Annotated in this window: 10 protein-coding genes; 6 read left to right on the forward strand and 4 right to left on the reverse strand. The window is 42.8% G+C overall.

The features are described from left to right. Nucleotides 1–2: 2 nt before the first annotated feature. The 4 genes from CWB72_RS04975 (at nucleotide 3) to CWB72_RS04990 (ending at nucleotide 4,003) form a co-directional block, all read left to right on the forward strand. On the forward strand, nucleotides 3–836 hold the full coding sequence (locus CWB72_RS04975) for a DUF3034 family protein (RefSeq protein WP_138629645.1): 834 nt from the start codon (nucleotides 3–5) through the stop codon (nucleotides 834–836). A 2-nt stretch (nucleotides 837–838) separates the two neighbouring features. After that, entirely contained in the window at nucleotides 839–1,264 is a 426-nt protein-coding gene (locus CWB72_RS04980) for a group I truncated hemoglobin (RefSeq protein ID WP_138629647.1), read from the forward strand. Between the two features lie 123 nt (nucleotides 1,265–1,387). Continuing rightward, nucleotides 1,388–2,122 carry a substrate-binding periplasmic protein gene (locus CWB72_RS04985; protein ID WP_138566152.1) on the forward strand — a complete coding sequence of 245 codons (735 nt, stop codon included), beginning with the start codon at nucleotides 1,388–1,390 and terminating at the stop codon, nucleotides 2,120–2,122. Between the two features lie 219 nt (nucleotides 2,123–2,341). After that, nucleotides 2,342–4,003 (forward strand): hypothetical protein, encoded by a 1,662-nt coding sequence (locus CWB72_RS04990; protein WP_171037222.1) that lies wholly within the window; start codon nucleotides 2,342–2,344, stop codon nucleotides 4,001–4,003. Between the two features lie 81 nt (nucleotides 4,004–4,084). Here the strand turns inward: CWB72_RS04990 and CWB72_RS04995 are convergent, their stop codons facing one another. Both CWB72_RS04995 and CWB72_RS05000 read right to left on the reverse strand, forming a co-directional pair. Continuing rightward, entirely contained in the window at nucleotides 4,085–5,377 is a 1,293-nt protein-coding gene (locus CWB72_RS04995; RefSeq protein WP_138566154.1) for a metallophosphoesterase, read from the reverse strand. Between the two features lie 46 nt (nucleotides 5,378–5,423). Continuing rightward, nucleotides 5,424–8,210 carry a TonB-dependent receptor gene (locus CWB72_RS05000; protein ID WP_138629649.1) on the reverse strand — a complete coding sequence of 929 codons (2,787 nt, stop codon included), beginning with the start codon at nucleotides 8,208–8,210 and terminating at the stop codon, nucleotides 5,424–5,426. Nucleotides 8,211–8,608: 398 nt separating this feature from the next. Between CWB72_RS05000 and CWB72_RS05005 the strand changes: the two genes are divergently transcribed. Then, nucleotides 8,609–9,445 (forward strand): GGDEF domain-containing protein, encoded by an 837-nt coding sequence (locus tag CWB72_RS05005; RefSeq protein ID WP_249348987.1) that lies wholly within the window; start codon nucleotides 8,609–8,611, stop codon nucleotides 9,443–9,445. Continuing rightward, nucleotides 9,442–10,452 (forward strand): AraC family transcriptional regulator, encoded by a 1,011-nt coding sequence (locus CWB72_RS05010; RefSeq protein ID WP_138629651.1) that lies wholly within the window; start codon nucleotides 9,442–9,444, stop codon nucleotides 10,450–10,452. The genes CWB72_RS05005 and CWB72_RS05010 overlap by 4 nt, the downstream gene beginning before the upstream one ends. Before the next feature lie 17 nt (nucleotides 10,453–10,469). Here the strand turns inward: CWB72_RS05010 and CWB72_RS05015 are convergent, their stop codons facing one another. Both CWB72_RS05015 and CWB72_RS05020 read right to left on the reverse strand, forming a co-directional pair. Continuing rightward, nucleotides 10,470–11,948, reverse strand: coding sequence for a sensor histidine kinase (locus CWB72_RS05015; protein WP_138566158.1), 1,479 nt, complete (start codon nucleotides 11,946–11,948; stop codon nucleotides 10,470–10,472). Further along, nucleotides 11,945–12,679 carry a response regulator transcription factor gene (locus tag CWB72_RS05020; protein ID WP_138566159.1) on the reverse strand — a complete coding sequence of 245 codons (735 nt, stop codon included), beginning with the start codon at nucleotides 12,677–12,679 and terminating at the stop codon, nucleotides 11,945–11,947. The genes CWB72_RS05015 and CWB72_RS05020 overlap by 4 nt, the downstream gene beginning before the upstream one ends. Nucleotides 12,680–12,737: the final 58 nt, after the last annotated feature.

The following is a 12,737-nucleotide window of genomic DNA, read 5'->3' on the forward strand; positions in this document are numbered from 1 at the left end:
TGATGAAAATAACGATTGCTAGCTTTCTGTTATTTATCTTTCTCTCGGTGAGCTTTAGAGCACAAGCGAATGGTAAATTACTTGGTACACCGGGCGTATCTCAAGTTGAAGGGGGGGCGGGGGGCGGTTTGGTTCCTTGGGCACAATTAGCGGGCTATGCGACAGAAGATGAGTGGGCAGTATCAGGGTTTTGCACTAAAGCCAATGTGGACGATTTCTCTTTAAATGTGTGTGGCGCGCAAGCAAATTTTTTCGACAGGTTTGAGTTCAGTTACGCTGAGCAAAATTTTAAGATTAATCCTTTAAATACCGAGCTTTCACAAAGTATTATCGGTGCTAAGGTCAGGCTGTATGGTGACTTGATTTATAGTCAATGGCCGCAACTGGCATTTGGTTTGCAACATAAAAAACTTGATACTCCTTCTATTGCCAAAGCGATGGGCGCAACTGAAACAGCAGGCTATGACTATTATCTGTCTGCCAGTAAATTACATTTAGGTGCGGCATTTGGGTATAACCTTTTATGGAATACCACGTTACGCCGCACTTCTGCAAATGAAATGGGATTACTCGGCTTTGGCTCGGTTGATCACTGTCGTAGTTTACAGCTTGAGTTATCGTCGGCAGTTTTGCTCAATCAGCATTTAGCGGTGGGCGTTGAGTATCGTCAAAAGCCAGATAACCTAGGCTTGCAAGAAAGCAATTGGCGCGATGTGTTTGTGGCATGGTTTCCTAACAAGCATATCAGTGTGACGGCGGCATATATTGATTTAGGTACAATTGCAGCATTACCAAAACAAACGGGTTGGTATTTATCAATGACAGGATATTTTTAACAATGAGCAGAGTGTTTTTAGTCATCAGCCTTGTGTTGCTGATTAGCTTTTGCGGATGTGCTACAAAGCCTGAATCTTCCTTATATCAGCAACTTGGTGCCGAGCATGGAATAGAGCAGATTGTTGATGCGTTTATTAATCGTATTGCGAAGGATAAAACGATTTTACCGTACTTTGCTAAATCGAGCGTCAGTCACTTTAGGGCTGGTTTTATTTCTCATATGTGTGAAATCAGCGGTGGACCTTGCAAATATACAGGAGACTCTATGGTGGATATTCACACTGGCATGAATATCAATGAAGCAGACTTTAATCGTGTTGTCGAGCTATTGGTATTAGCGATGGAAGATGCAGGGGTCAGTTATCGTGAGCAAAACCGGGTACTTGCCAAGCTAGCACCTTTTAGAGGTGAAGTGATTAAGCGTTAATCTCTGTATTTCTTTGAGTGAGCAAAGAGCTAACAGTCAATGTATGAAAGTTCAGGCTCATTGCCCTTTATTCAAACACATGTTCTATACTCTTCATGTGGTTAAATTTTTAGAGAAAGGTGCATGTCGGGATTGTTGCTCAATACATATATACTTTCTATCAGTTTACAACTCTCTGCACCTAATATTCAGTGGTATACCGAAGATTACCCGCCTTTTAACTATCAAAGCCAAGGTCAGTTACATGGACTTGCTTTTAATGTGCTCCGCACAGCGTATCAAAACCTTGATTGGCACATGGATGCGTCAAATATCATGCTAACCCCATGGCCGCGTGCTTATAAGGCGTTACAGCAACAAGAAAACAGCTGTGTATTTTCGATGACTTATACAGAATCTCGAGCAAAGTTATTTAATTTTGTAGGTTTGGTGATACCCAATACAGTTGCTGTGATTGCACATAAAAATAGTGGCATCTCGATTGAACAGTTAAAACGAGATAAAGCATTAACTTTTGGTGTTGTTAAAAACGATATTGGTCATCAGTCTTTGTTAAATTACGGTATACCTGAATCTCAATTTGTTTATTTGAAAACAGGCCTTGAACTAGTAAGAATGGTTGATTATAAGCGGGTTGATTTGATTGCATATGGTGATGCGATTGCGCGTTACCAATTTAAGCGTGCAAAAATAGACCCTCAAAATTATCGTTTGTTACTCCCTTTACTAGAATCAAAGCTTGGGTATGCATGTAATAAGAGTGTGCCGCAAACACTAATTCAGCGATTAGATAAAGCCATCAAAGCTGCTGTTTTAGCGCAACCTGAGTTATTGCAATATCATGATGCCGTAGAATGAAGAGGGAAGTTGAAAACCGCTTAACCTCCAAATTTGACCGTTTAATTATTTACATTAATAAAACATTTGCATCTGGATGCTAACGTTGGCATAGTCTATTCAGGTTACAAAGTTATAATGGAAGCACCTACCTTGAGGGATTGAGGCCCACATAAATCGGAACATATGTGTCATTTCTTTGTGTCATTTTTTATTAGGATATTAATTAGGGTTCTAATTATGCTAAAGATGCCACACACTTTTCTTTCTATTTTTGCGTTCTCAGCAACAACACTGGCTACTCAAGTTGAAGCTAATAGCTGTGAAGGTGAACTATTTTCTATTAACTCTGGTCGCGGTGCTCCAGGTGTTTTATTTAGCCTGCAAGAGCAAGATAAAACAGCTAAAGCGCTTTCAATGGCCGAATTTAGCTCAGCCGCTATGGCTTATGATTCAACATTAAACCGTATGTACTATGCGTCTTCACCAATCCCTTTTGAATATAAAGTGGATTTGAGTGAGCTTGACGCTCCAGAAGAAGTACTTGCGCAAATTCCGGTTCAGGGCGATCGATTTAAATATAGCAGACTTGCTTATTATGACTTTGCAACTAAAACACATCACAGAATAAATGGTACAACAAAATCTGTGATTGGTATGGCGTATGATGCTGAAAATGATCAGCTCATAGCCAATAGCTATGACAAATTGTATAGCATCAATAAATTAGATGGCAGTGCAACTGCGCTAATGCATTTTGATAACACTGATGGCCAGTATCGTGGCGATTTAGTGTTTAAAGATGGTGAGCTGTACTTAGTGACCTCTAGCTCGGTTTATTTGATAGACCGCACAGATCCAGAAAATTACAGCATGAGTAAATTGTCGGATCATAACCTTATCGCTGTGACAGGTGCTACTTTGGCGCAAAATGGCGATATGCTGATCAGTCGCACAGTCATTAATGATCATGGGCATAAAAACCAATCTAAGCTTTATAAGCTTAACCCACACACCGGTGGCACTTGCTTGGTTGCAACACTACCACTTCGTATCAATGATTTAGCTACCAATACCGACAGTGCTGTGGCGTGTTATAGCCAAGATCCTTGTGCACTAGATAACAAAATCACGCTTATCTCAAATAGTATTTTTAAAGATTTGGATCATAAGTGGCGCACTTATAGCTTTGGTGATACGAATTTTTATGACCCAGCTGTATTTACCTCCGCTCCCACATTTAATGGTGGTCACGGTGGTGTAAACCGCGTGAAGAATGTCGCGCCAAATTCGTTTGAGGTTGCTTTTAAAGAATGGAATTACTTAGACCAAGTACACCCTTGGAAAGAGTCGTTTGATTATATGGCCCTTGAGCAAGGTCGTTATACGATGGCTGATGGTACTGTATTAGAAGTGGGGAGTTTCGAATTAGATGGTACGAAAACATTTAAAGACATCAGCTTTGCAGAAGGTTTTGCGAATAACCCATATGTATTCTTGCAAGTACAAACTTATGAGGGTGGTCACACGATTGCGACTCGTGTGAAAGACATCTCAAATACTGGCTTTAAAGCTGCATTTTTCGAACAAGATACACTGAATGAAGGGCATACTACAGAAGTAGTGTCCTACATTGCCATTGTGCCAGGTACAGGATCAACGGGGTCACTTGAAACGCAATCAGGCAGCAAAGCTTATAGCCTATTCAGTGCGGATATAGATCATAACGGTGGTCAAATTGGTGAACATTTCTATGTGTTAGCTGAAGAGACATCTAAAGACTCTGAAACAGCGCATACAATGGAGACACTCCATGTTCTGGATGTTGCAGGCGTTAGCCTAGTTCAGCAAGTGAGTAGTAATGGTGGTGATAACTTAAGTATACGTCGTATTCAGCAGTAATTATCTCTCGTAATTTAAATGAAAAGCCAGTGTTTACACTGGCTTTTTTTGTGTGCGCTTGTTAACTAAATAAATAAAGGGTTAGTCACTACGATGCTTGAAGCTAAAACTTTGCTCTTTTACTGGTTTGCCACTGCCATCGGTTGGTGTTGAATAAAATTGTACTTTCATTTCATCTGCTTGATTATCCAGCTCTATGTGAGCAAAGCCCCAGGTAAAACTCTTCGACCACACTAAGTCATATTCTGGATAACGCTTTTCTTGCTGCTCGGCAAAGGGGGTATGCGTGCCACGCATTTTTGAAGCTGCGCCACTGATGATAAGTGGTAGCTTAGGTTTGTTATTGCTCGGCAGTAAGCGTGAGCAATCATCGGTAAGCAGCTCTAAGTCGTGCTCATGACCTGCAATGTAAGCGTCGGCATGTTGACACAACTCTGGCAAAATTAAACGGCGCAATACATGGCCCTCATCGTACTTGGTGCCGCCTATTGACCATAAGATATGGTGGCCGTAAACAATTTTCCATTTAGCTGTTGAATTTTTTAAGCCTTTGGCAAGCCAAGCAAGCTGCTTGTGATCTTCTCCATTTACAGGCTCTTCATGTTTTTCAATGTCTTCCACACTGGCAGCACCAGATGCCAAAGCTGAGGCGAGTCCTTGCTCTGAGCCATCGGGTAGTAGTGGTACTTCATAGTAGTGTTGACCCGACAGCAACATATTGGTGTCGAGTACAAAAAACTCCACATCATTACCAGGCGAGCCTTTTTTATAGCTGTAATAGCCGTCCTCAGCCATATAAAAGTTAGGCTGTGTTTTCATCCATTCTGTTTGCAGCGCAACGCCTTTACGAGAGGTTTTCCAATCGTGATTACCGAGCGCAGAGTAAACAACAAGATCCGGTTTTTGATCAAATAAAGGCTGTAATGGTGCTTTGATCAGATTGTTCATACGTTGTTGATCGTCTTTACCATCTTTTGCACCTGCGCCATCGGGATAAATGTTGTCGCCCAGCTGAATGCCAAACTGGCACTCTGCGGTTTTACAAAATTCAGCCATGGCTTTACCGACAGGCAACGCACCGCCTTGCTCTGTGGCTATATTTGTACCTGGATAAATATAAATAGGTGCATGGCCAAATTCGTCAATCGGGCGGTGCTCAGCAAGCCAGTCGGCTTTTTCTGCTGCGATAAACTCCTCTTTTGTTTTCGGTTTATCAATGTGCTTTTGTTTTGGGTAATCGACATGGTAGCCGCCATCTCCAAAAGCTAAAAAGGCGATATTTTGCTGTGTGTCTTTAGCGTTTAGCGCAACTGAGCTACAACCGACCGTAAGCAAAGTGGCTGTGATGAGTGAGGTTAACTGAGACTTTTTCATACTGCTGCCGCAAGCTTTTTACTTGCGGCTCCATAAAGTTAAAAATTTAAAAAGAGGTCAATGTGAAGCCCAGCTCAAACGAGCGACCATAGGTTTCGTATTGATAGTTATATTGACTCTGACCGTGGTAAAGGTAGTAAGGCTCATCAGTTAGGTTGACTGCATTGAAGTAGATCTGCGTTTGGTCATTAAAGTAGTACTTGGCGCTGAAATCTAACTGAGTGTGTGCGTCTTGCATCACGCGGGCATCGTTATCTTCATGAGAGAAGCTTTTGCTTTTATAGCTTGCGCTTAAACGCGTACTAAAATGGTCGCTTTCATAGCCGAACATTAAATTCGCAACGGTGTCAGACTGGTTTGGCAGCTTGTCGTCGGCATCAATAAAAGTCCCGTTTGCTGACAACATCAGGCCACTTTTGAAGTTCTTTGTATAAGCAAGCTCAACGCCTGAGAGACTGGCCTCCCCCCCATTGACTGCTTGCATCACTTCTTTAAAGCCATCCCACTGTCCGTTATCTTGCACTTCTTCAGTGGTGATAAAGTTATTTATGTCTTTGTAGAATACGCCAGCTGAAATTACGCCAATATGACCCGGGTAGTATTCAATTGACCAGTCAAGGTTCGTCGATTCATATGGGTCTAAATGCGGATTACCGACTTCAGCCTTACGCTCGGTTTCAATCTGACCATCTTCTTCGGTGGTTTCTGATTCAATGATTTGAAATGCCGCAGAATCTGAGAAGCCCGGTCTAGCTAGGGTGCTGGTGTACGCAAATCGCGTCACGAGTTTGTCATTAATATCGTAGCGAACAGTTAAATTCGGTAATAAATGACTGTAGTCTTTATCAACTGCCCAAGGGTTAATCTCAACACGCTCATCATCGTTTACTTCGTCTTTAATTAGCTCTACTTTGTTACCTGATGTGCTGTAATCAGTCTCTTCATAGCGCAGGCCGGTGATCACCTGCCAAGCCCCCATATCGATAGTGAACATGGCGTAAGCGGCAAAGATATCTTCGTTGCTGGTAAAGCTTTTGCCTTTTGTTTCGATATCAGAATCTAATTGATTAACGTCAAACTCAGCACGGTTGGTTGCGACAAATCGTGCAATCTCAGAACGAGATAAACCCGGGCCAAAAGTACTGAGTGACCAATCGGGCGATGGCGCAGCAAATTGCGCAGTTGTGGCATCATTAAAGCCACCATCGAAGACTGTGGTGCGCACATCATTGAATTTCTCACGTTGCGCATATTTCGCCCCAAATTTGAGCTGGGTGTTGTAGCCAGCTAAGGTAAAGTCTTTGCTTAGATCTAGCTTTAAACTCAGGCTTTCATCTTCGGTATTGTTGTTTTCCCAAACTAACTCATCTAATTCGAAGTTTTCGAGCTGGTGGGCATTGGCTGATTGTGTCAGGGCAGGCGCATGGCCTAAGTGGCTGTAGCCGAGTGTAAAGTCTTCTCCCGCAAAATCAGCATCAATGCGATTGGGCTCTTCTTCAGAAGACTTAGAATACCCGATGCTATACTCCACAAACCAATCGCTGAGTTGGTGTTCGGCCCCCGTGACTAATGACAAAATGGTTTGTGACTCATATCTGTCTTTGGTGTCACGATCCATTTCTGCGCCACTAAACTGTGCGCTTGAGTCGTTAAATTGACCTGAGACTAATTCACCTTTATCAAACTTATACTCATTACGCAGACGGAACTCATCATCTGAGAACTCGCTATACAGTGTACGCAGGTAGTATTTGCTGAAATCATTGCTGTGCAAATCAAGGTTTAGGGCTGCGCCTAAACGTTCTCGTTTAATCTTATAGTGGCGTTGTTCAATTTCCTCAGCACCAAATAGTTCTACTTCTTCACCATTGTCAGTTTCAAGTTCGAGCATTTGCCAGCCACCATCGGTTTCCATATTGTGCGAGCCAAATTCTCGTTCAGACCAAGATAGGGCTGTGGCTATACCCAGATCAAACTGTTTGTTGAGGGTATAAACGTCGGTAAAGCTGGCAGAGAGCTTAGGGCTGGTGGCTTCAACTTGTTCGTTGTAAGTGGCTTGTGCATTCACGCTGTAGCTCTGACCTTCACGGTCAAAGGCACTTAAGCTTTTGACTTCGATGCTGCCACCGATGGCACTGGCATCCATATCTGGGGTAACGGTTTTACTGACTTCAAGGCTTTGCACCAGCTCGCTTGGGATCACATCCATGGCGACACTACGAACACCAGATTCTGGTGAGGGCACATTTGCGCCATTGATGGTGACATTATTCAAACTGGGGTCGATACCTCGTATGCCAACAAATCGGCCTTCGCCTTGGTCGCGTTGAATAAACATACCGGGTAAACGCTGTAACGCTTCAGCCGCATTTTGGTCAGGAAGCTGACCTATTGAGTCGCTGCTAACAATAGACTTTACGCCCATGGCATTTTTCTGGCGATTAAGCGCGCCAGCTTGCCCTGCGCGTTGACCCACCACAATGACATCTTCGATGTAGGCGTCTTGGTTCTCAAGAGCAATACGTTGAGTGAGTACTTCATTCTCTTTGATGATGATTTGACGTTCGACACTTTTCGCGCCTAGATAATCCACTACTAAGGTATATTGACCAGCAGGTAGGTTTGTTAAGCGAAATCGACCATCGCGTTCAGAGCTGATGGTGCGGTTTAATTCTTTTATGCTGATCTTGGCCCCTTCAAAGTACACTGAATTATTGGCATCTGTAATACGACCTTCAAGGGTATTGGCAAAAGCGTGTGAACTTAATAATGCACAAGTGGTAGCTAATGCGATTTTAGAACGAGTAAATCTAGACGGTTTATGTGTTTTCATCTTTCTCTTCTCAGTTTGCACAGGAGTATTTGTGTTTATTGATAACGACGGCAAAAGTAGAGAACTCAGATTAAAGAAATATGTCAGTACAAAAGCAAAGTAGTCAAAATTCGCTTAAAACGAGGTTTTTCGTCGGTATTTTTTGCCTTATTGAGCCAATATGACCCCCTACAATCTTGGTGTGATTGTTTTAAGTGCCATAAAACATGGGGAAAAGTGCCGAGTTGTCATAATCGCATCACCTTTGATGAGCTAAAGTGACCCTACGATAAAACCTGCCAGCTTTGTAGCATGGTGATACTTTTAAGCGCTTATTTGCTGTTATGACCGATTCATTTTTAAAACTTCACACGCGACTATTACTATTGCTAGGAGTGTTTATTGCCGCAGCAATATGTATGGTGAGCCTTTTTGGTAGTGCCAAGCCTGCCAGCGAGATAGATTGGATTGACTGCTTTGGTGAGGGCGGTATCGCGGTGATGACCTTGATTTGGTTACTGGCGACCTTGCTCACTCGGCCTAAAGGCAAGGTAACGAATTTATTGTTTCTTGGCTTGAGTGCCTTACATATTTCTTTGTTGCTAGATTTCTTAGATGAATTTTATCGCTTTGATCTTGAATATGACTGGTTAACGAGTTTAGAGGCGCTTCCTGCGACTTTAGGAATGGGGCTGATGAGCTTAGCAATGTATTTTTGGTATCACGAGCAACAGGTCTTAAATCATCTATTGCAAAAGAAAGAGCGTTTCTATCGTGAGCATGGCTTAACAGATTTTATTACTGGCTTGTACCGCGCTGATTATATGAAAAAACAGGTCGCGCGCGAGTTACACGCTTACCGCGACAATGGTACTGGATTTTGTATGGCTTTACTTGATATTAAAGGGTTCAGTGAATTTAATCGTAAATATGGGGGCGTGCGAAGCAATAGTTTGCTCTCAGATATTGGTCAGATCATCACGCTTAACTTGCGAGAATCTGATTTGGCCTGCCGCTATGCCTCTGATAGGTTTATTGTGTTGTTACCTGATACTGATTTAGTCAAAGCACACGCCGTGATTGAACAGGTGGCACAAATGGTTGCCAGTCATACGCCGTATGATAATCACAATAGCGCACTGGGGTTTGAAGGTGTGCAATGGCAATGTATGTCAGCCCGTAAAGATGACGATCACAACACCTTGTTACAACGTTTAAGCCAAAGCTTAAATGAACTCAAGGCGGTGGCGGCATGAGGCAGGTATTTGAAAGTGATAGTGCTATTTTGGCAATGCAGCCATTATTACTGCCTTTGATTGAGATGGCTGAACAAAGAGGGGTGAGTAGTCATAAGTTACTCAAAGGCAGTCGTCTGTTTAATGAAGATTTACACCAGCCAAACAAGCGAGTGAGTTTTAAGCAGGTGGTGCAAATTTTTGACAATGCTCAAACGCTCCTAAGTCAAGATGGCGTGAGCTTTTTAGTGGCAAGACATTGGCTATTTAGCCAACCTGAAGCGGCTTTTCAAGCGCTACTTAATAGCCGGAATTTGTTAGATATGAGTCGAGTCTTACAAGTTAGACAAGCGCAAATTTGGCCATTGATGTTCTTTCAAAGTTATCATAGCGCGAATGCGCGCCATTTTGTCGTGAATCCCGCGGTAGCTCAGGTTTCAGCGCCTTGCATGGAGTTTATGGCCGAATTTCTGATAGCCGTGATTGACCAATTATGCCGATGGCGCTTTGACATGGTGACGCATTTAACGGTCAAACTGCCCTATGCGCAACCTAAACATGTGGAACAATACCAATCGCATCTGCAGCTGCAATATCATTTTTCACAGCCTTGTTTTATGGTGAGTGTGCCCACTACTTACATGTATCGGCCACAAACTTTAGCATTAACTTCTATGCGTGGTTTCTATCTTCAGCAATCAAAACATGCAGAAAATAATGTCGGTTTTTTACAGTATGTCTGTTCATTACTCGCTCTGAGTCCTAAACAGTCTGCAACTGAGCTCAGTGAATGTTTAGGTGTGAGTGTGGCGACTTTAAAAAGGAAGCTAAAAGCCCACAATACCAGTTTGCAAGCTTTGAAAGATCAGCTACAAAAGCAGCAAGCGGTGATCCATATAAGTGAGCGGGGTTGTTCAAACGAGCAAGTTGCGCAACAACTAGATTATGCAGATGTGACAAACTTCCGCCGCAACTTTAAACGCTGGACGGGCATGACGCCCAGCGAGCTAAGGAAGTTGTTTAATTAAATTAATCTAGGTTCAGGTTAATTAAGTGAATCTGCGGCTTTACGCACAGCAAAAGAAAACTCGGTGCCTTTACCTAATTCGCTATCAACCTTGATCTCTGATTTTAACAAACGAATAAGGCGGGAGGTTATCGCCAGCCCTAGACCCGCATGGGTCTTTTTACAGCCTTGACTGTTGCTTGCCTTGTAACGGGCTTCAAAAATATAAGGCAGCTCTTTGGCATTGATACCCAGTCCGGTATCGCGCACGGCCAAGGCATATTGTTTATTGTGTTCGCTGACTTCAATGGTGATGTTTCCTCCCGACGGCGTATGTCGAATGGCGTTATCAATCAAGTTGGTTAGCACCCGCTCTAATTTGGCGATGTCAGAGTAAACTTGGGCATCAAATGTTTTCGGCTGCACTGTTAAAGTAATATTGGCCTGCTCAGTTTTTAGCGCGAACTTGGCCAAAATGTCGTAAATCAACTCACCTAAGTTAAACACTTCAAATTGCACATTGGCATGACCAGATTCAAGGTGCGCGAGTTCAAAGATTTGATCTATGAGACTCTTTAATTGAATACAGTTTTTAAGTGCAACTTGCAGAAAATGCATCTGTTGCTCAGGCTTGGCATGCTGTTTTTCAATCAATTCTAAGTACCCTTGCAATGAGGCAAGCGGAGTTCGCAAATCATGAGAGAGGTGGGCTAATAATTGACGGCGTTGTGAGTCGAGTTCAGTGAGTTGTGCCATCTGCTGATTAATGGTCACCAGCATTTGATTAACACTGTTGCCAAGCTGGTGGACTTCGTTATCAGAGTTTGACCACTGTGGCATAGTCAACTCGGTTAAATCAAATTTCACTTCTTCTGCTTTGTGAATAAAGTCACTCAGTTGCTTAAGGGGCGAGGTGATATAGCGAAAGAGTAGTACCGCTACGAATAGTAAAATGATCAATAAGATCAACAAGCCAGCGGAGTGTTGAAACAAGTGATCTGAACTACTGATCTGGGTAAAAATAGAGTCATAGGCTGAAGAGCCGATAATCACATATAAATACCCCTGAAGCGTGTCGTTGTTATAAACCGGTGCAACAGAGAAGATTTTTTGTTGATCAAAACTGCGCGGATCATCGCCAAAAATCGGTAAGTTGTGTGGCTCTTCTATGAGCTGTAACAGAGGGCGTAAATCGACACTTTGCTTTTTAACATCGCCAGGTTTAGCGGAGTAGGTGACTAATTTGCCGCTAGGATCGACAAAGTAAAACTCAAAAGACGGGCCCAGTACCATTAATGTATGAAATAGGCTTTCAAGGGCCTTATAGTCATAAACGCCTTGTTTTAGCAAGGGGTTATCATTGGCTAGGTGCTCTGCAAGGCCTAAATGCAGTTTTTGCTCGGCTTGAGAGCGAGACACTTCAGACACACACTGTGTCCAAGTCACAAACGAAATAAGAATGATGAAAAGCACCGCTGAAATAGTCAGACTGAGGCGCTGATAAAGAGATTGGATCATAATGATGCCTGTTGCAGTGATTTGGCGTTAAGTTTGTAACCCACACCCCACACGGTTTCGATAATGTCTTGTTGGCATAAGTTACCTAACTTACTGCGAAGACGGTTTATGTGTGAATTAACGGTATGTTCGTAACCTGAGTGGTCATAACCCCAAACTGATTCGAGTAATTGGGCACGTGAAAATACTTGATTAGGGTGTTTGGCAAAGAAGTGGATCAAATCAAATTCGGTTGCGGTGAGGTCAATAAGTTGATCATTGATAAAGACTTCGTGACCCCCTGTATCGATTTGCAGCGCGCCTAACATCAAGGCAGTTGGCGCTGTTGCGATTGTATCGGTTGGCTGTTGCTGCATTTTGAGCAATTTAATATGGCGGATCTGGGCTTTGATCCTTGCTTGGAATTCTCGATAGCTAAAAGGTTTGCAAATATAGTCATCGGCACCAATTTCTAGGCCAATTACTCTGTCCATCTCACTGCTTTTAGAGGTCAGTAATACCACGCTGATATGAGGAAATAGAGATTTGATCTCTCGGCAAACACTAAGACCGTCCATGCCAGGCAACATAATATCGAGTAGCACGATATCGAAATGGTCTTGCATTAATTTTGCCATGGCGCTTTCCCCATCGCTTACGTGTTCAACATCAAGTGCCAATTCTTTTAAATGCACTTGAACTAACCCTGCAATATCGAGATCGTCTTCAACGACCAATACTTTATGCTGCATATTTCAACCCTCTTAACGTAAATCATGCCTTTAATAGGCTGTTATTTACTTTGCAATG

Origin of the sequence: Pseudoalteromonas phenolica, from assembly GCF_005886345.1 — a bacterium.
GTDB lineage: Bacteria > Pseudomonadota > Gammaproteobacteria > Enterobacterales > Alteromonadaceae > Pseudoalteromonas > Pseudoalteromonas phenolica_A.

Bases quoted from the DNA above. Each gene is read 5' to 3' on its own strand.
- CWB72_RS04975 (WP_138629645.1), top strand. From the start codon at position 3: ATGAAAATAACGATTGCTAGCTTTCTGTTATTTATCTTTCTCTCGGTG.
- CWB72_RS04980 (WP_138629647.1), top strand. From the start codon at position 839: ATGAGCAGAGTGTTTTTAGTCATCAGCCTTGTGTTGCTGATTAGCTTT.
- CWB72_RS04985 (WP_138566152.1), top strand. From the start codon at position 1,388: ATGTCGGGATTGTTGCTCAATACATATATACTTTCTATCAGTTTACAA.
- CWB72_RS04990 (WP_171037222.1), top strand. From the start codon at position 2,342: ATGCTAAAGATGCCACACACTTTTCTTTCTATTTTTGCGTTCTCAGCA.
- CWB72_RS04995 (WP_138566154.1), bottom strand. From the start codon at position 5,377: ATGAAAAAGTCTCAGTTAACCTCACTCATCACAGCCACTTTGCTTACG.
- CWB72_RS05000 (WP_138629649.1), bottom strand. From the start codon at position 8,210: ATGAAAACACATAAACCGTCTAGATTTACTCGTTCTAAAATCGCATTA.
- CWB72_RS05005 (WP_249348987.1), top strand. From the start codon at position 8,609: ATGGTGAGCCTTTTTGGTAGTGCCAAGCCTGCCAGCGAGATAGATTGG.
- CWB72_RS05010 (WP_138629651.1), top strand. From the start codon at position 9,442: ATGAGGCAGGTATTTGAAAGTGATAGTGCTATTTTGGCAATGCAGCCA.
- CWB72_RS05015 (WP_138566158.1), bottom strand. From the start codon at position 11,948: ATGATCCAATCTCTTTATCAGCGCCTCAGTCTGACTATTTCAGCGGTG.
- CWB72_RS05020 (WP_138566159.1), bottom strand. From the start codon at position 12,679: ATGCAGCATAAAGTATTGGTCGTTGAAGACGATCTCGATATTGCAGGG.